General features: G+C 65.4%; 16 protein-coding genes. 8 read left to right on the top strand and 8 right to left on the bottom strand.

Annotated elements, in window-relative coordinates; translation table 11 throughout:
• Positions 1-81: 81 nt before the first annotated feature.
• Complete coding sequence (locus tag FDY95_RS20425; RefSeq protein ID WP_138080439.1) at positions 82-2,418, bottom strand: TonB-dependent receptor; 2,337 nt, start codon at positions 2,416-2,418, stop codon at positions 82-84.
• 438 nt (positions 2,419-2,856) lie between these two features.
• Here FDY95_RS20425 and fabG point away from each other — a divergent pair, with 438 nt between their 5' ends.
• Both fabG and FDY95_RS20435 read left to right on the top strand, forming a co-directional pair.
• The gene (fabG, locus tag FDY95_RS20430; RefSeq protein WP_138080441.1) at positions 2,857-3,606 is read left to right on the top strand and encodes a 3-oxoacyl-[acyl-carrier-protein] reductase; all 750 of its coding nucleotides are present in this window, start codon (positions 2,857-2,859) and stop codon (positions 3,604-3,606) included.
• Between the two features lie 173 nt (positions 3,607-3,779).
• Positions 3,780-4,460 (top strand): YiiX family permuted papain-like enzyme, encoded by a 681-nt coding sequence (locus FDY95_RS20435; protein ID WP_138080443.1) that lies wholly within the window; start codon positions 3,780-3,782, stop codon positions 4,458-4,460.
• Between the two features lie 3 nt (positions 4,461-4,463).
• Here the strand turns inward: FDY95_RS20435 and FDY95_RS20440 are convergent, their stop codons facing one another.
• The 3 genes from FDY95_RS20440 to FDY95_RS20450 form a co-directional block, all read right to left on the bottom strand.
• Complete coding sequence (locus FDY95_RS20440; protein ID WP_138080445.1) at positions 4,464-5,165, bottom strand: hypothetical protein; 702 nt, start codon at positions 5,163-5,165, stop codon at positions 4,464-4,466.
• A gap of 52 nt (positions 5,166-5,217) precedes the next feature.
• Positions 5,218-6,375, bottom strand: coding sequence for a hypothetical protein (locus tag FDY95_RS20445; protein WP_138080447.1), 1,158 nt, complete (start codon positions 6,373-6,375; stop codon positions 5,218-5,220).
• A 99-nt stretch (positions 6,376-6,474) separates the two neighbouring features.
• The gene (locus FDY95_RS20450; protein ID WP_138080449.1) at positions 6,475-7,314 is read right to left on the bottom strand and encodes a hypothetical protein; all 840 of its coding nucleotides are present in this window, start codon (positions 7,312-7,314) and stop codon (positions 6,475-6,477) included.
• A 1,011-nt stretch (positions 7,315-8,325) separates the two neighbouring features.
• On the opposite strand from FDY95_RS20450, the gene FDY95_RS20455 reads away from it, so the two are divergent.
• From FDY95_RS20455 to FDY95_RS20470, 4 genes are all read left to right on the top strand, one after another.
• Positions 8,326-10,404, top strand: coding sequence for a VWA domain-containing protein (locus tag FDY95_RS20455; RefSeq protein ID WP_246074093.1), 2,079 nt, complete (start codon positions 8,326-8,328; stop codon positions 10,402-10,404).
• A 202-nt stretch (positions 10,405-10,606) separates the two neighbouring features.
• Positions 10,607-11,041: a hypothetical protein gene (locus tag FDY95_RS20460; protein ID WP_138080451.1), complete on the top strand. Its 435-nt coding sequence runs from the start codon at positions 10,607-10,609 to the stop codon at positions 11,039-11,041.
• An 83-nt stretch (positions 11,042-11,124) separates the two neighbouring features.
• On the top strand, positions 11,125-12,051 hold the full coding sequence (locus FDY95_RS20465; protein ID WP_138080453.1) for a pseudouridine synthase: 927 nt from the start codon (positions 11,125-11,127) through the stop codon (positions 12,049-12,051).
• Entirely contained in the window at positions 12,048-13,013 is a 966-nt protein-coding gene (locus FDY95_RS20470) for an alpha/beta hydrolase (protein WP_138080455.1), read from the top strand. The genes FDY95_RS20465 and FDY95_RS20470 overlap by 4 nt, the downstream gene beginning before the upstream one ends.
• A gap of 66 nt (positions 13,014-13,079) precedes the next feature.
• Here FDY95_RS20470 and FDY95_RS20475 read toward each other — a convergent pair whose 3' ends face one another.
• Together FDY95_RS20475 and FDY95_RS20480 are read right to left on the bottom strand one after the other, a co-directional pair.
• Positions 13,080-13,448 carry a DUF4260 domain-containing protein gene (locus tag FDY95_RS20475; protein ID WP_138080457.1) on the bottom strand — a complete coding sequence of 123 codons (369 nt, stop codon included), beginning with the start codon at positions 13,446-13,448 and terminating at the stop codon, positions 13,080-13,082.
• A gap of 85 nt (positions 13,449-13,533) precedes the next feature.
• The gene (locus FDY95_RS20480; protein WP_138080459.1) at positions 13,534-14,118 is read right to left on the bottom strand and encodes a Crp/Fnr family transcriptional regulator; all 585 of its coding nucleotides are present in this window, start codon (positions 14,116-14,118) and stop codon (positions 13,534-13,536) included.
• Positions 14,119-14,444: 326 nt separating this feature from the next.
• Here FDY95_RS20480 and dnaK point away from each other — a divergent pair, with 326 nt between their 5' ends.
• The gene (gene dnaK, locus FDY95_RS20485; RefSeq protein ID WP_138080461.1) at positions 14,445-16,403 is read left to right on the top strand and encodes a molecular chaperone DnaK; all 1,959 of its coding nucleotides are present in this window, start codon (positions 14,445-14,447) and stop codon (positions 16,401-16,403) included.
• 64 nt (positions 16,404-16,467) lie between these two features.
• On the opposite strand, the gene FDY95_RS20490 is transcribed toward dnaK, so the two are convergent.
• Together FDY95_RS20490 and FDY95_RS20495 are read right to left on the bottom strand one after the other, a co-directional pair.
• The gene (locus tag FDY95_RS20490) at positions 16,468-17,175 is read right to left on the bottom strand and encodes a hypothetical protein (RefSeq protein ID WP_138080463.1); all 708 of its coding nucleotides are present in this window, start codon (positions 17,173-17,175) and stop codon (positions 16,468-16,470) included.
• Positions 17,176-17,277: 102 nt separating this feature from the next.
• Positions 17,278-17,958 carry a hypothetical protein gene (locus FDY95_RS20495; RefSeq protein WP_138080465.1) on the bottom strand — a complete coding sequence of 227 codons (681 nt, stop codon included), beginning with the start codon at positions 17,956-17,958 and terminating at the stop codon, positions 17,278-17,280.
• Positions 17,959-18,245: 287 nt separating this feature from the next.
• Between FDY95_RS20495 and FDY95_RS20500 the strand changes: the two genes are divergently transcribed.
• On the top strand, positions 18,246-19,388 hold the full coding sequence (locus FDY95_RS20500; protein WP_138080467.1) for an FAD-dependent monooxygenase: 1,143 nt from the start codon (positions 18,246-18,248) through the stop codon (positions 19,386-19,388).
• The last annotated feature ends 9 nt before the right edge of the window (positions 19,389-19,397 follow it).

A 19,397-nucleotide genomic window follows, 5' to 3' on the forward strand; every position in this document is an offset into this window, starting at 1 on the left:
AGATTCCGCCAGGAGCCTGCACCGCTAAAGCCAATCGTCCACGAAATCCGTGCAATCCGAAAAATCCGCATAAATCCGTGGTCAGAATTTGAAGTTGTAGGTCAGCGAGGGAATGACCGGGAACAGCGACACCTGCCGGGCGCGGTACCGCTCGGGCAGCCCGGTTTCCTCGTTTTTCACTTCGTCGATGTAGATGAAGTAGGGGTTGCGCCGGTTGTAGGCGTTGTAGATGCTCAGCGTCAGGTCCGACTCGCCGCCGATTTTGCGCCAGGGCTTGAGCTTGTACACCACGCCCAGGTCGAGGCGGTGGTAGCTGGGCAGGCGGAAGGAGTTGCGGTCGGGGTAGATGGGCACGGCCTGCAGCTCGCCGCCGTACACGTCCTGCACCCCGATGCGGGCCGTGGGCAGGGTGGTGGGGTTGCCGGAGGTGTACACGAAGGAGCTGGTCAGGTTCACGCGCTTGTTGAGCTTGTGGAGCACCACCAGCGTGAGGTTGTGGCGCCGGTCGTAGGTCGGGAAGAAGGCCCGCCCGCCGTTGATGCCGGTGGTGCCGCGCTGGGGCTCAAACTCGCGCTTGGTCCAGGCCAGGGTGTAGCCCAGCCAGCCGGTGGTCTTGCCCTGCTTTTTCTCCAGGTAGATTTCGTTGCCGTAGGCCCAGCCCCGGCCGAACAGGAACTCCTGGTCCAGCTCCGGATTGACGAACAGCTGAGCCCCGTCGCGGAAGTCAATCTGGCGCTGAGCCCACTTGTAGTACACCTCGTCGGTGAGCAGAAACTGGCCCGAGCCGATCAGCCAGCTGAAGCCGGTGGACACCTGCTGGGAGCGTTGGGGCTTCACCGAGAGGCGCGAGGGGTACCAGATGTCGGTGGGCAGCGAGGCGCCGGAGTTGGTGACCAGGTGCACGTACTGGTACATCAGCGCGTAGCTGGCCTTCACGGAGAGGCGGGGCGTGAGGCTGTAGCGGGCCGCCGCGCGCGGCTCCAGCCCGCCGTACTCGTTGGTGCCCGACTGAAAGCCCGTCAGGCGCAGGCCGTAATCGAGGGCCAGCTTGTCGTTCACCGTGAAGTTGTCGGCCGCGTAGAGGCCGCCCTCCAGCCCGTCGTACTCCACGTTCTGGCCGATGTTGAACGAGCCGCCGTTGGCCTGCAACCGCCCCACGCCGAAGTGGTGCAGGGTGCCCGAGCCGCCGAAGCGGATGATGTGCTTGTCGTTGGGCCGCCACTCCCAGTCGGAGCGCAGGTTCCAGTCGCGGATGTTGCTGCCCAGGCCGAAGCTGAACTGGTCGAGCTTGTTGGCAATGTTGTAGGTGTAGTACGACCAGGTGGCGGTGCTATTCGTGAACAGCTTGGGCGAAAACACGTGGCTCCAGCGGGCCGTGGCCGAGCGGTTGCCCCAGTGAAAGTCAAAGTTGAAGCCGCGGGTGGAGTTGAAGCCGAACACGTCGTTGCCGAAGTACCCGCTCAGGAACACCTGGTCCTTGTCGGTGAGCTGGTAGTTGGCCTTCAGGTTCAGGTCGTAGAAGTAGTAGTCCGGGATGGGGTTGTAGTCCTTGGTGTCCTTGTTGAGCTTGTTGATCTGGCGCGTAAACACGTCGAAATACGTGCGCCGCCCGGCCAGCAGAATGGAGCCTTTGCCCTTGGCAATGGGCGTTTCAACCGCCAGGCGCGAGGAAATCAGCCCGATGCCGCCCGACACGCCGGCCGAGTCGCGGCTGCCCTCGCGCAGCTTCACGTCGACCACCGAGGAGAGACGCCCGCCGTACTGGGCCGGGAAGCCCGATTTGTAGAGGTCCACCGACTGCACCACGTCGGAGTTGAAGGTGCTGAACAGGCCGAAGAGGTGGTTGGGATTATACACCACCGCGTCGTCGACCAGGAACAGGTTCTGGTCGGCCGAGCCGCCGCGCACGAACAGGCCGCTGGTGCCCTCGCCCCCGTTTTGCACGCCGGGCTTGAGCTGCAGGGTTTTCAGGATGTCGACCTCGCCGAACAACGCCGGCAGCAGCTTAGCCTCGCGGGCCGAGAGCCGCTCCACGCCCATCTGGGTGGTTTGCAGCTTCTGCTCCAAGGTGCCCGAGCCCTCGATAACCACTTCCTGCAGCTCGTTGCCGGCCCCGAGCACCAGGTCGAGGCGCTGGTTGGCGCGCAGGTTCAAGTCTTCGGTGGCGGTTTTGTAGCCGATGAAGGAGGCCACCACGCGGTGGCGGCCGGCGGGCAGGCGTAGCTCGTAGCGGCCGTCGGCGTCGGTGGCGGTGCCCAGGCCGGTGGCGGGCACGGCCACGTTGGCGCCGGGCAGGGCCGAGCCGTCGGTGCCGCGCACGGTGCCGCGCAGCAGGTACTGCACCTGAGCCAGCAACGACAGGGGCGCCAGCAACAGCAGGAGCAGCGCCAGCGCGGCCCGGAAAGAGGAAAAACGCATCATCAAGGGGTGGATTGGCCCGCCGCAAAGGTCGGGGGCAGGTCCGTGGCTAACGCCGGGGCGGACCGATTAGTTTGAGGCCGCCGAAAGCAAAATGGTTGCCTGCCGGGCCGATTTCTGCCGCAAAAGTACCCCCTAACGGCCGGGGTGGCCGTACAGCTTGGCTCGCCGGCCCTTACGAAATTCGGCGGTATGCACGGTTCGGGTGGCCGTCATTGCGAGGAGGCACGACATTCCGCGCATCAAGCGGCGTCAATCGGTCCTGGCCAACGTGCCAACCCCCAAGTGAGCACCGCCCGAAACTCGCATCTGCCGGTCCGGGTGGTAGCGTTTTTCGGTTGGCAGGTATTGAGTCGGCGGTACTGCTGGAGGAAGGATTGCTTCGTCGTGCCTCCTCGCAATGACGCATGGTGTCACCGGGTTGTTTAGCTTTGCCTCATGACCAAACTGCTCGACGGAAAAGTAGCGCTGATTACCGGCGCTTCGAAAGGAATTGGCCGGGCCATTGCCCAGCATTTTGCCCAACTGGGCGCCCAGGTGGCTTTCACCTACCTCTCCAGTGTGGAGAAAGGCCAGCAGCTCGAACAGGAGCTGGCCGCCCACGGCTCCAAGGTGAAGGGCTACCGCTCCGACGCCTCCGACTACGCCCAGGCCGAAAAGCTGGTGGAAGACGTGGTGGCCGAGTTCGGTAAGCTCGACATCCTCGTCAACAACGCCGGCATCACCAAGGACGGCCTGCTGATGCGCATGAGCGAGGAGCAGTGGGACCAGGTGCTGACGGTGAACCTCAAGTCGGTGTTCAACCTCACCAAAGCCGCCACCAAGCCCATGATGCGCGCCAAACAGGGCAGCATCATCAACATGACCTCGGTGGTGGGCATCAAGGGCAACGCGGGGCAGGCCAACTACGCCGCCTCCAAGTCGGGCATCATCGGCTTCACCAAGTCGGTGGCCCTGGAGCTGGGCTCGCGCAACATCCGCTGCAACGCCATTGCCCCGGGCTTCATCGAGACGGAAATGACCGGCGAGCTGGACCAGAAAGTGGTGGACGAGTGGCGCAAGGCCATTCCGCTCAAGCGCGGCGGCACCCCCGACGACATTGCCAAAGCCACCGCCTTCCTCGCCTCCGACGACTCAAGCTACATCACCGGCCAAGTGCTGCAGGTAGATGGCGGCATGCTGACGTAGTAGCGGCTTTAGTGCCGAACAACCATAACAGAACGTCATGCCGAGCGCAGCCGAGGCATCTCGCGTGCTGATGTTAGATAGTAAATCCTTCGTTGAGTTGCTATCGGAAGTCAGCACGCGAGATGTCTCGACAAGCTCGACATGACGTTCTTTCGTTTTTGCTTTCTGCACCTATGCGTCGCCCGCTTTCCATTATCCTGGCCGTCCTGTTCATCGTGCTGGCCGTGTGGGCTTGCCCGCGCCGGAAGAAGCGGCCGGGCTACTTCAAGCGGGCCCGACGGGCGGAGCTGACCACGATGCTCATCACGCTGAAGCTGCACGAAGGGGACCTGATTTTCCACACCTCGCAGTCGGCGCAGAGCCGGGCCATTCAGCTGGCCACGCACTCGCCCTACAGCCACTGCGGCCTGCTGCTGCGGCAGGGCGGCGAGTGGCAGGTGCTGGAGGCGGTGCAGCCGGTGCGCCTCACGCCGCTGGAAGAGTGGATTCCGCGCGGCCAGGGCGGGCACTTCGTGGTGAAGCGCCTGCGCGACGCCGACCAGGTACTCACGCCCGCCACCCTGCGCCACCTTTTACGCGCCGGTCAGCAGTACCGGGGCAAAGACTACGACCTGTACTTCGGCTGGAGCGACGAGCGGATCTACTGCTCCGAGCTGCTCTGGAAGGTGTACCACGAGGCCACCGGCCGCCAGATCGGGCGGCTGCAGAAGCTGCGCGAGTTCGACCTCTCCCACCCTGCCGTGCAGGCCAAGCTGCGCGAACGGTACGGTGACAAATTGCCGCTGGACGAGCCGGTCATTTCGCCGGTGCGCATGTTCGACAGCCCGGAGCTGGTGACGGTGGTGGAGAAGTAGGGCTCAGAATTCCATTAGGCCGCCATCATAATCGGCAAAGCGTACCCGACCAAAGTTGCGGGGCGTTTCCCGCTGCTCGTGGTAAGCATCAATTACATAATCAGTCCGGATGCGGCGGTATAGGAACCAGTCCCGGCGCTTTTTGTCGTAGCGAAATACGGCTTCATAGCCCGTGTGCGGCTGAGAACCGTGGAACGTGAAGGTGCGGGCCTGGATATTGACGTATTCGTAGCCTTCGTACGTGTCATGGTAGCAGCGTACGTTATTTACCAGCCCATGCTCATTGACGGCCCCGATGCGCAGCCGGGCCGCACCGTCGCGTAGCAGCAGCAGCGCCATCCGCCGACGATACGTCGTGGTATCGAAGCCGGGCAACGGGATGCAGCGCGTCTCAACGACTACGACTATATCCCGCCGACCGTCCGCGTTGATGTCCCCGCTCACAAAGTCCAGCACCCGGAACTGCGGGTAGCGGACCTGAATCACGGCGTTAAGCTGGTTCGTGGTATCCTGCCGGGCCCGTACCTCAGCCTCCTGCTTCTCATGCACACGCTGTCGGGCCAGTTCAACGGCCGATAAAACCGGTGGCGCCACGGTATCGGGAGCAACAACCGCTACGGGTGCGGCCGGTGGTGCGGCTTTTTCGGCCGGCCCGGTGCAGGCGGCCAGCAACGGCAGGGCAACCAGTAGCGGGCGTGGATTCATGGGCAGCAGGGAGCAGTGCATCACTCATTGAGGCAATAGGGCTAACCAGGGCTCAGGGCTTCACTTCCTTGAAGCCCATCTTCTTCACCTCTTCCTCCGAGAGGTTTTTCACCTCCGAAATCACGCCCACGTCGGACTTCTGCACCAGCGAGGCGTCGGTAGCGGCGGCTTTGGCCTGGGCCTGCTGCTGCTCGGAGTTGGCCAGCACCACTTTGGTGGTGTTTTCCACCTGCTTGAACTCGATGTTGACCTGGTTGACGCGGGCCTGGGCCGTTACCAGGTCGCGGCGCAGGGCTTCCACCTGGTTGCGGTAGTCATCGGTGGTAATGGCCTGGCGCTTCAGGCTTTCCTGGATTTCGGCCACCTTCTTCTTCAGGTCGTCGGCCTCGGCTTTGGCCGATTTCAGCTCGCTTTCCTTCTGGCGCCGCTCCTGCTCGGCGCGGTCGGCCTCCTGCTTGGCGCGGTCCTGCTGCTGGCGGCCGGCCAGCTCGTTGCTGCTGATCAGGTTGTCGCAGTTCTTGGTCAGCAGCAGGTTAGTCAGGCTCACCAGGTCCACGCTGACCACGTAGTCGGTCTTGAACTGATCCGAGGAGCTGTAGACCTTGCCGCCGGCGCTGAATACGGTGCCGGTAATACCCGATTCGGCGTTGACTTCCTGGTAGGCGCGGCTGTGCACGCTGGTGAGCTTGGCCGAGCGGATGTAGTAAATCTTCTTTTTCAGCTCCTTATCCACGTTTTTGGCCGCCCGGCAGATGTCCAGGTACGGAATCGAGGCCTCGGGCACCAGCACCCCGTTGATGTCGGTGACAATCAGCTCGACCACCGACGAGGTGCTGGCCGCCACCGAGGCAATCATGTAGCTGCCGTTCATCTTGAAGGTCGCGCTGATTTTGGAGCTGTAGAGCACGTCCGACAGGGCCTGGTTTTTCAGCGGCGGCTCCCCCGATTTCACGTACTGCCCGATGATGCTGGCTTTGTCGCGGTCTTCGAGCAGGATCAGGCAGCCCGCCAGGTCCTCAATTTTGTTGCGGTACATGGCCAGGCCCTTGATAAAGGTCCGGTCGGTGTAGTCCTTGGGAAAGTTGGCGTTGAGCGTGGCTGCCCCGTCGCCGAGGCGCACGCGCACGATGCGGCCCTGGGCGCGGGCGGAGGCAGTAAGCAGCAGCGCCGCGAAGAGCACGGCGAGGGTGGCGAGTAGCCCTTGTTTCATGTGGGTAGACGGCCGGGCGCCGGTGGACGCGCGTCGGGCCTAAGCAAAATTAGGGAATCGGCGGCGGCGGCTCATGCCTGTACTCTCCTGAAACGGCCTTCAGCGGTTTAGGCGGTAAGCGGCCGTCCAGCAAAATGCCACCGGCCGCAGGCTGTACTGAAACCCGGTGGAGTAGCGCGTGATTAGCCCGGTCTGGCGGTCGGCCGGAAAGCTGAAGACCGAATTATCGTCCATGTACAGCCCGTACCAGGTGTGCCGGTAGCTCCACGTCAGCGACCAGCGGCCCCGCGCGGCCCCGGCCTCGAAGTACAGCCCGCCCACGGGGTGAAACGAACCGAAGCCGTGGCCGCTCTGCCACTGCCCGAGAAACTGCCCGTCGGTGGGCAAGCTCAGGCCGTTGGCCTCGCGGTAATCGACGCCGTTGTAGTAGCTCCCGGCGCGTAGGCCCAGCAGCGTGAGCCGGCTCAGCCCCAGGCCCGCAAACCATTGCACGCGCCGGTAGGTGAGCAGGTAGCGCACGCTCAGCACGCTGGACAGGGCCGCGCCGCGGGCGTAGTAGGTCTTTTCCGGGAAGTCGGGGTGGCCGGTTTCGAAGGTCTGCTGGTAGGTGCCGAAGCGGCGCAGCTCGTGCTCGGTGTGCAGGGCCAGGTGGCCGTGGGCCAGCACCACGCCGCCCTGCGCGCCCAGCAGCAGGCGCGCCCCCCGGTCCACATCCTGCCCGCTGAGGTAGCTGCGCTCGAACACGCGGTCATCGGCGCCGGTGTAGCGCCGCAGCCGCAGGTGGGTGAAGGCCACGCCGGCGCTGGGCGCCACGTACCAGCGCGGGTGCCGGAAGAAGCCGCGGCTGGAATCGGACGGGGCAAGCGGGGCCGTTTGCGCGAGGCTCGGGGTGGTGGCGCAGGAGGCGGCAGCGACGCAGAGCGCGTAGAGAAGCTTCATAAAGCGAGGACTGATAAACGTACAAGGATGTCGTTTTTCGGTCTTCGCAAATCTGCCGCCAATTATGGGGGCTGGCTTGGAGCGGGGCTGTAAAAAGTGGCGCTGTGCGTGCCAAAAATGGTAAGTAGCCATTCCTTCACGGAGCAGAGGGTCCGAGCAGGGAAAGACCCACCGGGCCGGGGTCATGACCGTACTATGCAGCGGGCCAGCACTTACCTAGCTTGCTTTGGTCTAAAAAGCTCGTTCCGCAAATCATCAAATGCGGTCCAGGCTTCGGCCGGGTCTCTGTATTGCAACTTTAAATCTCCTTCTGCCGTGTTGGCCCGGAAGTACCGCCCGGCATGTGACGGTCGAATTGCTTTCAAACTGGCGGACAACAGCAGCCGCAGATACTGCATAATTATCTGCTCGTCACTACGCTTAATCAAGCGCCGCCCGGCCACGACAAACATTCGCGGGCGCCGAGGACAGGTTACCGTATCCAGAAGCCATGTAACAGCAAGCGGACCGTTACGTTGCGCATCTAATTCGTCCAGAGACTCCGCTTTCTGCTCTTGGCTTCGCCTATGCACCAGCAGTTTCTCCCGGTGTCCACCCCATTCACCGCACTCCGCATAGGTGGCCGACAGTACCAGTGTATCACCTAGGGCTATATTTTCGAATAGGTGGGCGGGTTCATCTTGCTCCAATTCGCACCTTAAGACCCCAAACAGACGAACAGGCTCAGTTAGCTGCTCGTTTTTCGACTTGCAGGACCTAGCCCCCAGCAAAAACAGCCCGCAAACGGCCGCAAAAGCGCCAAGTGTCCGTAGCATCTGATGATTCTATATTTAGCGTGGCGTTTCCTGTGCTGACTCAGCCATAACGGCTAAAGTTACTGGCTTAGCGCCCCGACGCTACTTCCCCGCCTGCATCTTTCTACCTTCGCCTACTTCGTGCCCAAGCTCGCCCCGCGCAACTGTTTAGCCGGCGGCGGGGTTCTTAGGCTCTCCATCTGCTGACTTCCGGTCCTTGCTGACTACTGCCTACTCTTCCTGGTTTATCCTGCTGTGCCTGGCCGTCGGGGCCGGCTACGCGGCGCTGCTCTATTCCAAAAAAGCTCCCTGGAGCCAGGCCGTCAACCTCGGCCTGGCGGCCTTGCGCTTCGTGCTGGTGAGCCTGCTGTGCTGGCTGCTGCTGGGCCCCATCTTCCGCCGCGACACCACCTCGCAGGAGGCGCCCACCGTGGTGCTGGCCGTCGACGACTCGCGCTCCGTGCCCCTGTACTCGCCCGATTCTACCGCCCTGCGCAACACCCTGCGCGGCCTCGACGGCCTGGCCGAGCGCCTGCGCCAGGCCGGCTACGCGGTGCAGCTGCGTACCCTCGATACCGTCGCGCCGGCCCAGGTGGCGCGGGTGCGCTTCCAGCAGTCGGCTACCAACCTCGACGCTCTGCTCACCGATCTGCAGGACAGCTACCAGGGCCGCAACCTCGCCGCCGTGGTGCTGGCCTCCGACGGCCTGGCCAACCAGGGCCGCCCGCCCGTCTACGCCGATTTCAGCTACCCCATCTACCCCGTGGCCCTGGGCGACACCGTGCCCCGCCGCGACCTGCGCGTGACCGACCTGCGCTACAACCGCGTGGCCTTCGCCGGCAACCGCTTTCCGCTGGAGGCCGAAATCGGCTACGACGGCTTTCCGCGGGGCGGCACGGCCACGGTGCTGCTGCGCGAAAACGGCCGGGTGCTGGAGCGGCGGCAAGTGGCGCTGAGCCCCAACCAGCGCCTGCAGCGCACCCGCTTTCTGCTGAGCGCCGCCGCGCCCGGCAAGCACCGCTACGAGGTGCTGGTGGAAGCCCAGCCCGGCGAGTTCACCCAGCTCAACAACACCCGCAACGCCTACATCGAAGTGGTGAAGGGCCGCCTGCGGGTGCTGCTGGCCGGCGCCGCCCCCCACCCCGACCTGAAAGCCCTGCGCACCGCCCTGCTCGGCAACGACAACTTTGACGTGACGCTGGTGCTGCCCGGCATCGAGCCCCTGCGCGCCCAGCAGGACTACGACGTGGCCATTCTGCACCAGCTGCCCAGCCGCACCGGCGAGGGCCGCGACGTGCTCAACTACGTGCGCAGCCGCCGCCTGCCGGCCCTTTACATTCTCGGCGCGCAGTCGGATCTGGCGGCCTACAACGGCCTCGGCACCGGCCTGCGCGTGTCGGGCGGAACGGGCGCGGAAGTTGCGCCGGTGGTCAACGGCAACTTCACCCGCTTCACCCTCGACGCCGACGCCCAGGCCCGCGTGGCCGACTACCCCGCCGTGCCCGTGGCCGCCACCGACGCCCAGGTGGGCGGCGGGGCCGAGGTGATTCTGCGCCAGCAGCAGGGCCGCACCCGCACAGCCCGCCCGCTGCTGCTGGTGGCCGGCCCGGCCGGGCAGCGCCAAGCCACCCTGCTCACCGAGGGCAGCTGGCAGTGGCGCCTGCACGAAGCCGCCACCCATCCCGACGACCGCGCCCCCGCCTACGACGGCCTCATCACGCGCCTGCTGCAGCTGCTCACCCAGGATTCGCGCCGCAAGCGCCTCGACGTGTACCCCACCCAGGACGCCTTCAACACCCCGGACGACGTGACCCTGGGCGTGGAAACCTACAACGCCGTGTTTGAGCGCGTCTACGACCAGCAGATCAGCCTCACCCTCACCGACGAGCAAAACCGCCCGCGCACGTTCCGCTTCACCAACCGCCCGAACGGCGGTCCGCTGCGCCTGGGCCCGCTACCCGGGGGCGTGTACCGCTACACCGCCCGCGCCACCGTGGCCGGTCAGGCCCAGGAAGACCGCGGCGAGCTGCTGGTGCAGGAGCAGCAGCTGGAAGCCGGCGCCGCCCACGCCGACCACAACGCCCTCTACCAGCTGGCTCAGCGCAGCGGCGGCCGCCTCTACTACCCCCAGCAGCTGCAGCAGCTGGAGCAGCAATTGTTGCAGGCCAAGTTCAAGCCGGTCATCTACTCGCAGGAGGAGCTGAAAGACCTTATCGACGAGCCTTGGCTTTTCCTGCTGCTGGTGCTGCTGGCCTCGGCCGAATGGGCCATCCGGCGGTATTCGGGCAGTATTTAGCAGCGCCCGTTGTTTTTCCCGTCATCCTGAGCACAGCGAAGGACCTTCCTCGAACCCTGCACCGACGACGGAACGCGGCTGCTGACGCTCTTTCAGCAGAACGTCTGCTCGTTGTTGGCAGCGGCGGTGCGCGGCACGAGGAAGGTGCTTCGCCCTGCTCAGGATGACGTTCTTTCTTACCGCTGCTTCTATCTTTCCCTCTATGGACTACCCCACCGCCCTCGAAAAGCTCCTGCGCCACGCGGGCCTCAGCAAGCAGAAGCCCTCGGCCGAGGATTTTCAGTACGTGCTCTACCTCATCAGCGACAAAAAAGCCTTCCGCCCGGTGCAGCCGCTGGCCGACGACGTGCTGGCGGCGCTGGAAGTGGCAAATCAGCACCTGAACGGCGACAAACCGGCCGACACGGACGATGCCGCCAAGGCCCCGACGCTGGACCGCCCGCTGGTGTACGCCCTCAACAGCCTGCTCACCACGGGCCGAAAATATGCCGCCTGGATGGCCGCAGAGTCCGGTTTTGCCCCGGCCGACGTGGCCGAAATGCAGCGGGCCGTGCAGGCTATCGAATTAGGGTGGAACTTTGTGCTGGCCGGCGACTCCAATTCCATCCGGAAGGACGTCGAAACCTGGCTGGATTAGCGGCGCCACGTAGCCCGCACCAAAACCACGGCTTCGGCCGTTATTCCCCGCTGGGCTCCTCAAGGCGCCCCTACCCTGCTCCCATGCGCTACCTGCTCGTCAACAAGCCCTTCGAAGTCCTGCCCCAGTTTACCGACGAGGCGGGCCGCGCCACCCTCAAGCAGTTCGTGCAGGTGCCCGAGGTCTACCCCGTCGGCCGCCTCGACTACGACTCCGAGGGCCTGATGCTGCTCACCGACGACAAGCAGCTGCAGCACCGCCTCTCCGAGCCGCGCTACAAGGTGCCCAAAACCTACTGGGTGCAGGTGGAAGGCGAACCAACCGAAGAAGCCCTGGAACAGCTGCGCCGCGGCGTGCAGATCAAGGACGGCTTCACCTCGCCCGCCGACGTGGAGCTGCTGCCCGAGCCGCCCGCCGGCCTCTGGGAGCGAAGCAAGCCCGTGCGCTTCCGCGCCGCCATTCCCACCAGCTGGCTGGCGCTGACCATTTCGGAAGGCATGAACCGGCAGGTGCGCAAAATGACCGCCGTGGTGGGCTTTCCCACCCTGCGTCTGGTGCGCGCCGGCATTGCCTCGCTCACCCTCGGCAAGCTGGAACCCGGCCAGTGGCGCGAGCTGACCTCGGCCGAAGTGCAGGAGCTGAAAAGCCTGACGGCCGCCGCGCTGCCCGGCGAAATTGCTCCTGCCCGTAAGAAGCCCACGGTGAAGTACGACCCCAACTACGAGCAGAAAGTAGCCGCCGAAAAAGCCGCCCGCGCCCGCCGCGCCGCCGAACGGGCCGCTTCCGGCCGGGGCCCCAAAAGCGGGGGCCGCTCGGGTGGCCGTTCAGCCGCTGCTTCGGGCAGTGGCCGCCCCGGCGGCAGCCCAGCTGGTAGTGCACCGCGCGGCAGCAAGCCCGCTGGCAGCACCGGCACTCCGCGCACTGGCGGCAAAACCGGAGGTACGGGCCGCCCCGCCTCGTCCGGTCGGCCTTCGTCGCCCGCGAGCCGCACGCCGCGCAAGGGCAAATGAAGCCCGCGGTGAAGCGCCGTCGGCTGGGCCTGCGGCTGTTGCTGGCGGCTTTGCTGCTGTTGTTGCTGGCCAACGTCGTCGCGTTCAACCACGCCTGGCGCTTCACGCACTTTTCCGCCGAGCCGGGCACGCACACGGCCAACCCCGAGCAGCTTTCCCTAGCCGATAAGCTGTGGGTGCTGGGCACCGGCATCAAGAACCCCAAGCCCCGCAACGGCAAGGCACCCGCGTTTTTCTTCCAGACGGTCGGCATCAGCAGCGCCAACGGCCGGCTGGAAAGCTGGTACAGCCCCGTGGAAGAAGCCCACGGCACCGTGGCGCTGTTCCACGGCTACGCCTCCGACAAATCCAGGCTGCTGACTGAAGCCGCCTACTTCCGCCAGCTCGGCTTCTCGGTGCTGCTCACCGACTTCGCCGGCAACGGCGGCTCTGAAGGCTACCGCACCACCGTGGGCTACCGCGAGGCCGACGACGTAGCCGCCGTGGTGCAGTGGCTGCGCGAGCGGCAGCCCGAGGCCCGCCTGGTGCTCTACGGCGTGAGCATGGGCGCCGTGGCCATCCTGCGCGCCGAAAGCGAGCTGGGCGTGCAGGCCGACGCCAACATCGTGGAGTGCCCCTACGGCAGCATGCTGCAAACGGCCCAAAACCGCTTTCAGTCGATGGGCGTGCCGACCTTTCCGATGGCTAACCTCCTGGTATTTTGGGGCGGTGTGCAAAACGGCTTCCCGGCTTACGACCTCTCGGCGGAAGCCTACGCCCACCGGGTCAAAGTGCCGACCCTGCTGCTGTGGGGCACCGCCGACCCGCGCGTCACCCGCCAGGAAACCGACGCCATCTACGCGGCCCTGGCCGGCCCCAAGCAGCGCCGCGACTTTCCCGGCAGCGGCCACGAGCCCTACTGGCGCCGGCACCAAGCGGCCTGGCAAAGCGCCATCTGGGAATTTCTGCGCCAGCCCGAATAAAACCACATAGGTTGTTCCGGGCTCCGGCGGGTTCCGGCGGCCCACCGGAAACTCCGCGTCCAACCCTTAGGCTACCGGCCCTGCGGCGCGGCCGATGCGGCCCAGGTGCGTATGTTGAAAACTTGTTGGGTACTTCAGCCCGTAGCCCAGCAGGCGGTCGAAGGCGGCGTGGGCGAGCAGCACGGCGCCGGCTAGTAGCAGTACCGGAATGCCGAGCAGCCAGCCGGCCACTCCGCAGGCTACGGCGAGGGCCTTGTGGTGAAACAGGTTGTAGCTCACGGCTCCAACGCGCGGCCCGGCCAGATAGCCCAGGGCGCTCAAATCGGGCAGCAGAAAGGTGGCCGGCAATACCCACCAGGCGAAGGGCAGGTAAGCGAATACGACCACGGCCAGGAGCAGTTCGGCCAGTTCTTCGATTTTCAGCAGGGTTTTCATGGCGTTGCGGGGTGTAGATTGACAGCTCAAAGGTCTGCCCGCCCGCCGCCTGCTGACGATAACAAAAGCTAAGAAACGCGCCGCCCTACCCGCCCCGCGCCACCCGGGCCCGGATACGGCTCAGCGACACCGGCGTAATGCCCAGGTAATTGGCCACCAGGTGCTGCGGAATCCGCTCCAGAATCTTGGTTTTACCCGACACCAGCAGGGCCCGGTACCGCTCCTCGGGCGAGAGCAGCAGCTGCTCGGTCAGGCGGGCGTCGGTGCCGAGCAGGTGGTACTCGGCCACGAGGCGGCCGAACCGCTCGTACACCGGAAACCGGTCGTAGAGCCCGCGCAGCACGGCGTAATCGAATACCAGCAGCTCGGCCTCAGTCAGGGCCTGAATGCTGAGCTGACTGGGCCGGCCAGTCAGGCAGCCGGGGTAGTCGGCCAGCAGGCGGTTCTCAAAGAAAAAGTAGGTGGTGCGCTCCTCGCCGTCGGGCCGCGGGTAGTACAGGCGCAGCGCTCCGCTGAGTACCAGCGCTAAGGCGGGCCGGTGCTGCCCCGCCCGCACGAAGTGGGCGCCCCGGGCCAGTTGCTCCGTGCGGAGCGCGGCGGCCAGCGGGGCCCACTCCTGCTCGGTGAGGCCCGGTACGAAACGGAGCAGATACGCGCGCAGTGGATTCATACGGCAAACATAAGCGGCGCCTGCGGCCGGAGGACGGGACATTGTCTGCCGCTGCGCCTTCCGCGACCTGGCTGCCCGACCGCCTGCCAACGCTGTCAGCCAGACCCAGCCAAAAAAACCAGCCGAACCGGAATATCTGTCCGCCTGCGTCTTCCGTACAACCTCATCCGGCAGAAAACCGCCCGCGGCGTCTGCCGTACGGTGACATTGTGGCAGCCAAAAAGCCAATTATCGGCCTTGGTACGCTGCTTGTAATCAGCCCCGCAGCTGCCCCGAGCGGGGCGGCGCTGAACTAAGACACCTTCACCCTACTCACCACCATAACAATGGGAAAAATTATCGGTATTGACCTCGGCACGACCAACTCGTGCGTGGCCGTGATGGAAGGCAACGAGCCGGTTGTAATTCCGAACAGCGAAGGCCGCCGCACGACGCCGTCGATTGTGGCTTTCCTCGATAACGGTAAAGGCGAGCGTAAAGTGGGCGACCCTGCTAAGCGCCAGGCCATTACCAACCCTACGAATACCATTGCCTCGATCAAGCGCTTCATGGGCCGCCGCTTCTCGGAAGTCGCCGGCGAAGCCGCGCACGTGGCCTACAAGGTAGTGCCCGGCGCCAACGATACCGCCGTGGTGCAGATCGGCGACCGGCAGTACACGCCGCAGGAAATTTCGGCGATGGTGCTGCAGAAAATGAAGCAAACCGCCGAAGACTACCTCGGCCAGCCCGTCACCGAGGCGGTTATCACCGTTCCGGCTTACTTCAACGACGCCCAGCGCCAGGCCACCAAGGAAGCCGGCGCCATTGCGGGCCTCGACGTGAAGCGCATCATCAACGAGCCCACGGCCGCTGCCCTGGCCTACGGCCTCGATAAAGACCACTCCAACCACAAAGTCGCGGTATATGACCTCGGCGGTGGCACCTTCGATATTTCGATCCTGGAGCTGGACAACGGCGTGTTCGAAGTGCTGTCGACCAACGGTGACACCCACCTCGGCGGCGACGACTTCGACCAGGTTATCATCAACTTCCTGGCCGAGACTTTCTCCTCGGAAAACGAAGGCCTGGACCTGCGCAAGGACCCGATGGCCCTGCAGCGCCTGAAAGAAGCCGCTGAAAAGGCCAAGATTGAGCTGTCGTCCTCGAACGAGACGGAAGTCAACCTGCCCTACATCACCGCTACCGCCTCGGGCCCCAAGCACCTGGTGGTAAAAATCAGCCGCGCCAAGTTTGAGCAGCTGGCCGATTCGCTGATCCGCCGCTCGATGGAGCCCTGCAAGAAAGCCCTGCAGGACGCCGGCCTCTCGGCTGCCGACATCAACGACGTAATCCTGGTGGGTGGCTCGACGCGCATTCCGCGCATCCAGGAAGAGGTTGAGAAGTTCTTCGGCAAGAAGCCTTCGAAGGGCGTGAACCCCGACGAAGTGGTGGCCGTGGGCGCTGCCATCCAGGGCGGCGTACTCACCGGCGAGGTGAAGGACGTGCTGCTGCTGGACGTGACCCCGCTGAGCCTCGGCATTGAGACGATGGGCGGCGTAATGACCAAGCTCATCGAGTCGAACACGACCATCCCGACCAAGAAATCGGAGACTTTCTCGACGGCTTCGGACAACCAGCCCTCGGTGGAAATCCACGTGCTGCAGGGCGAACGGCCGCTGGCTTCGCAGAACCGCACCATCGGCAAGTTCCACCTCGACAGCATCCCGCCCGCACCCCGTGGCGTGCCGCAGATCGAAGTAATCTTCGACATTGACGCCAACGGTATTCTGCACGTGACGGCCAAGGACAAAGGCACCGGTAAGGAGCAGAAAATCCGCATCGAAGCCTCGTCGGGCCTCTCCGACGCCGACATCGAGCGGATGCGCCAGGAAGCCCAGTCGAACGCCGAAGCGGACAAAGCTGAGCGGGAGCGAATCGAGAAGCTGAACCAGGCCGACTCGATGATCTTCCAGACCGAGAAGCAGCTGAAGGAGTACGGCGAAAAACTCAGCGCCGGCAACAAAACGGCCATCGAATCGGCCCTGGCGGATCTGCGCTCGGCCCACGAGAGCAAGGACGCCGCCCGCATCGATTCGGCCATGACGGCCATCAACGCGGCCTGGCAGGCGGCTTCGCAGGAAATGTACGCCCAGGGCGGCCCCGAAGGTCAGCCCCAGGGCTACCCCGGCGGCGAAGGTGGCTTCCAGGGCGGCCAGCCCGGCGGCAACGGCCAGCAGGGTCAGCCCGGCGCCGGCCACGACAACGTGACCGACGTGGACTACGAAGAAGTGGACGGCCAGAAGTAACTCGGTCCGTTTCGATAAGTAAAAAGGCCCTGCAGCTAACGCTGCGGGGCCTTTTTTTTGCGGCTTAGTCGAAGAAACCCGGCGGCAGCCAGGCGGGTATGGTTTTACGCAGGTTCACGTCTTCCAGGTACAGCTGGGGCACGTCGACGGCGCGGGTAATTGGTTTTTCCATGGTGGTAAACCAGCGGCCCCGGCCCCGGCGCACAATCTGCTGCCCGGTCAGGAAATACGTCGTGGCGCTGACGAATCTCGCCTCGGCGCGGTTGAGGCAGCTGTAGTCTTCCATCACCAGGCGGACGTGGCCGGTGGCGCTTTCGTAGCGGTAGTGCTGCGTTTGCGTCAGCCGCTGATTGGTACCGGATATGTGCTTTACCAGCACGTCGCCCCGTTCCAGGCTCACGCCGGGCGTTCCGACCTGGGAAGAGTCCCGGGCAAGGCACTTGGTGCAATACAAAGCCCCCACGCCCACCCCCACGCGCTGAAGCGCCCCGTTTGGCTCAGCCAGGATGATCAGCAACGCCCGGTGGCGGTTACTGTCTTCGTCGCCGTCCGGGCTGACGTCCCCGGATTTCTCCACCAGTACCAGCACCGAATCGGGCCGCTGGTCGCCGTTCAGGTCGCCGCCGATGCGGCTGTCGATGCGCCAGCCGGCGGGCACGAACGCGGCGGTTTGCCGGGCGCGGGCGGGCAGCTGCGCGATGAAAATGATCTGGCTTTGGCGGCTTTGGGCCGCCACCGCGCCGCTGAGCAGCGGCAATAGTCCGATGAGCAATCCGGCAGCCCGCATAGCCTTCCTAAGATACGCTGCTGGCCGGTCACAACAAAGGCCGGAACCAGGTTCCGGCCTTCGCCTTGTTATGTGAGCAGAACGGTATTACAGATTCAGGCTGGCCACGTTCACGTCCTCGAGGAAGCGCGGCGCGGTGGGCACTTTCGCCTCTTTGCGCGTGACCAGCTGCTTGGCGCCGTTCGGATCGGCGGGGTCGGCCACGATGTGCTCGGTTTGCTGCTGGCCGGTGAGATAATCGGTGCGCTTGTAAGTGGTATCGAGCTTGAGGCGGCTGCTCTGCATCACGCTTTCGCCCACGAGGCGCACGCGGCCGGCCTCGAAGCGGTAGCGCTGGGTCACGTCCAGGGTCTGCGCCACGCCCGAGAGGTGGCGCACGGCCAGGGTGCCTTTGGTGATGGCCAAGTCGGGGGCGGCGGTGCGGTCGGAGTTGAAGCAGCCGGTGCAGTAGAGGGCCGTGCCGGAAGCGGCCACGCGGCGGAGCTGCCCGCTGGGCTCGTTGATGAGCACCACCAGGGCCCGCTCGCGCCGGGCTTCGGGGGCCGAGGCGCTGGGGCGCTCCACCAGCATCAGCACCGGGTCGGGGCGGTTGTCGCCGTTCAGGTCGCCGCTGATCTGCTTTTCGAGCAGCCAGCCGGTGGGCACGAAGGCCGCCGTGCGGACGGCCGTGGTGGGCACCATCTCGGGTTTGAAAACCGGGCCGGGCTCCGGGGTGGGCGTGCTCAGGCCGGCCAGGCCGATCAGCAGGGAGGTAAATAGAAAAGTCATATTTCTGCGCTACTTCGGGTAAACCTACCCGCTCCAAACTCAAGGCTCCGAGGCTTTAGTTCAATTCCGCTCATCCCTATTTGGGAGGCCGCTTTTCCTATTTGGGAATCGAAACGGGTACTGCCGCCGGTCCGCTTTCCACTGCCAAAGTAGAGCCGCTGCAGGGCCGTTGGTGCGCCTATCCCCCGATCATGTGGTAGATGGGGCGGCGGGGGCTGCGTAAGTTGCGGCCGGATCGGCGCTGCCCCACATCATTGGGCGAGGGTGGCGCCCAACGGCGTTACCGCATGGACTTTCTCATCATCGGCGCGGGCATCGGAGGCCTGGCCACGGCCCTGGCCCTGCAGCAGCTCGGCCACCAGGTACAGGTATTTGAAGCGGCGGCAGAGCTGCGCGAAATCGGGGCGGGCGTGGTGCTGGGCGCCAACGCCATGCGCGCCCTCGACCGCCTGGGCGTGCACGAGGCGGTGCGCGCCGCCGGCCACCCCGTCACCGGCATCGGCCTGCTCGACGACCGGGGCCGGGTGCTCAACGACGTGGACACCCACGCCTTCACCGAGCCGCTGGGCTACGACAACCTCGCCATTCACCGGGCCGACCTGCAGCGCGTGCTGCTGCGGCACCTGCCGGCGGGCGTGCTGCACCTGGGCAAGGCCTTCACGCGCTTCGAAGAGCACGCGGCGGGCGTCACGGCCCACTTCGCCGACGGCACCACGGCCAGCGCCGCCTACCTGCTGGCGGCCGACGGCATCCGCTCGCGGGTGCGCGGGCAGCTGCTGCCCGACGCGCAGCCGCGCTACGCGGGCTACACCTGCTGGCGGGGCGTCGTGGAGGCGGGGGCGCTGGGCCTGCCGCCGGGGCGCAGCACCGAAAGCTGGGGCCGGGCCGGGCGCTTCGGCGTGGTGCCGCTGGCCAACGGGCAGGTGTACTGGTTTGCCTGCGTGAGCAGCGCCCTGGCCCAAAACCCCGAGTACCGCGCCTGGCGCCTGCCCGAGCTGCGCCGCCACTTCGCCGGCTTCCATCGGCCCATTCCCGAGCTGCTGGCTTTGACCACCGACGAGCAGGTACTCTGGGGCGACATCATCGACCTGGCCCCGCTGCCGCGCTTCGACTTCGGCCGCGTGCTGCTGCTCGGCGACGCGGCCCACGCCACCACCCCCAACATGGGCCAGGGCGCCGGGCAAGCCGTGGAAGACGCGGCCATGCTGGCCCGCTGCCTGCGGGAGCACCCCACCGACGTCGGCGCGGCCTTCCGCCTGTTCGACCAGCACCGCCGGCCGCGCACCACGCGCATCGTGCGGCAGTCGTGGCAGCTGGGGCAGGTGGCGCAGCTGCGCCACCCGCTGCTGGTGGGCCTGCGCAACGCGGTAATGCGCCGCCTGCCGGCGGCGGTAAACCAGCGGCAGATGGCGTTTCTCTACGCCGAGTAGGCGGGGCAT

It is taken from the genome of Hymenobacter jeollabukensis, from assembly GCF_005771675.1.
In the GTDB taxonomy this organism is placed as follows: domain Bacteria; phylum Bacteroidota; class Bacteroidia; order Cytophagales; family Hymenobacteraceae; genus Solirubrum; species Solirubrum jeollabukense.

Coding starts and splice junctions, on each gene's coding strand:
- FDY95_RS20475 (WP_138080457.1), bottom strand. CDS start 13,448: ATGAAAACCCTGCTGAAAATCGAAGAACTGGCCGAACTGCTCCTGGCC.
- FDY95_RS20460 (WP_138080451.1), top strand. CDS start 10,607: ATGGACTACCCCACCGCCCTCGAAAAGCTCCTGCGCCACGCGGGCCTC.
- fabG (WP_138080441.1), top strand. CDS start 2,857: ATGACCAAACTGCTCGACGGAAAAGTAGCGCTGATTACCGGCGCTTCG.
- FDY95_RS20500 (WP_138080467.1), top strand. CDS start 18,246: ATGGACTTTCTCATCATCGGCGCGGGCATCGGAGGCCTGGCCACGGCC.
- FDY95_RS20470 (WP_138080455.1), top strand. CDS start 12,048: ATGAAGCCCGCGGTGAAGCGCCGTCGGCTGGGCCTGCGGCTGTTGCTG.
- FDY95_RS20445 (WP_138080447.1), bottom strand. CDS start 6,375: ATGAAACAAGGGCTACTCGCCACCCTCGCCGTGCTCTTCGCGGCGCTG.
- FDY95_RS20425 (WP_138080439.1), bottom strand. CDS start 2,418: ATGCGTTTTTCCTCTTTCCGGGCCGCGCTGGCGCTGCTCCTGCTGTTG.
- FDY95_RS20480 (WP_138080459.1), bottom strand. CDS start 14,118: ATGAATCCACTGCGCGCGTATCTGCTCCGTTTCGTACCGGGCCTCACC.
- FDY95_RS20495 (WP_138080465.1), bottom strand. CDS start 17,958: ATGACTTTTCTATTTACCTCCCTGCTGATCGGCCTGGCCGGCCTGAGC.
- FDY95_RS20440 (WP_138080445.1), bottom strand. CDS start 5,165: ATGAATCCACGCCCGCTACTGGTTGCCCTGCCGTTGCTGGCCGCCTGC.
- FDY95_RS20450 (WP_138080449.1), bottom strand. CDS start 7,314: ATGAAGCTTCTCTACGCGCTCTGCGTCGCTGCCGCCTCCTGCGCCACC.
- FDY95_RS20465 (WP_138080453.1), top strand. CDS start 11,125: ATGCGCTACCTGCTCGTCAACAAGCCCTTCGAAGTCCTGCCCCAGTTT.
- dnaK (WP_138080461.1), top strand. CDS start 14,445: ATGGGAAAAATTATCGGTATTGACCTCGGCACGACCAACTCGTGCGTG.
- FDY95_RS20435 (WP_138080443.1), top strand. CDS start 3,780: ATGCGTCGCCCGCTTTCCATTATCCTGGCCGTCCTGTTCATCGTGCTG.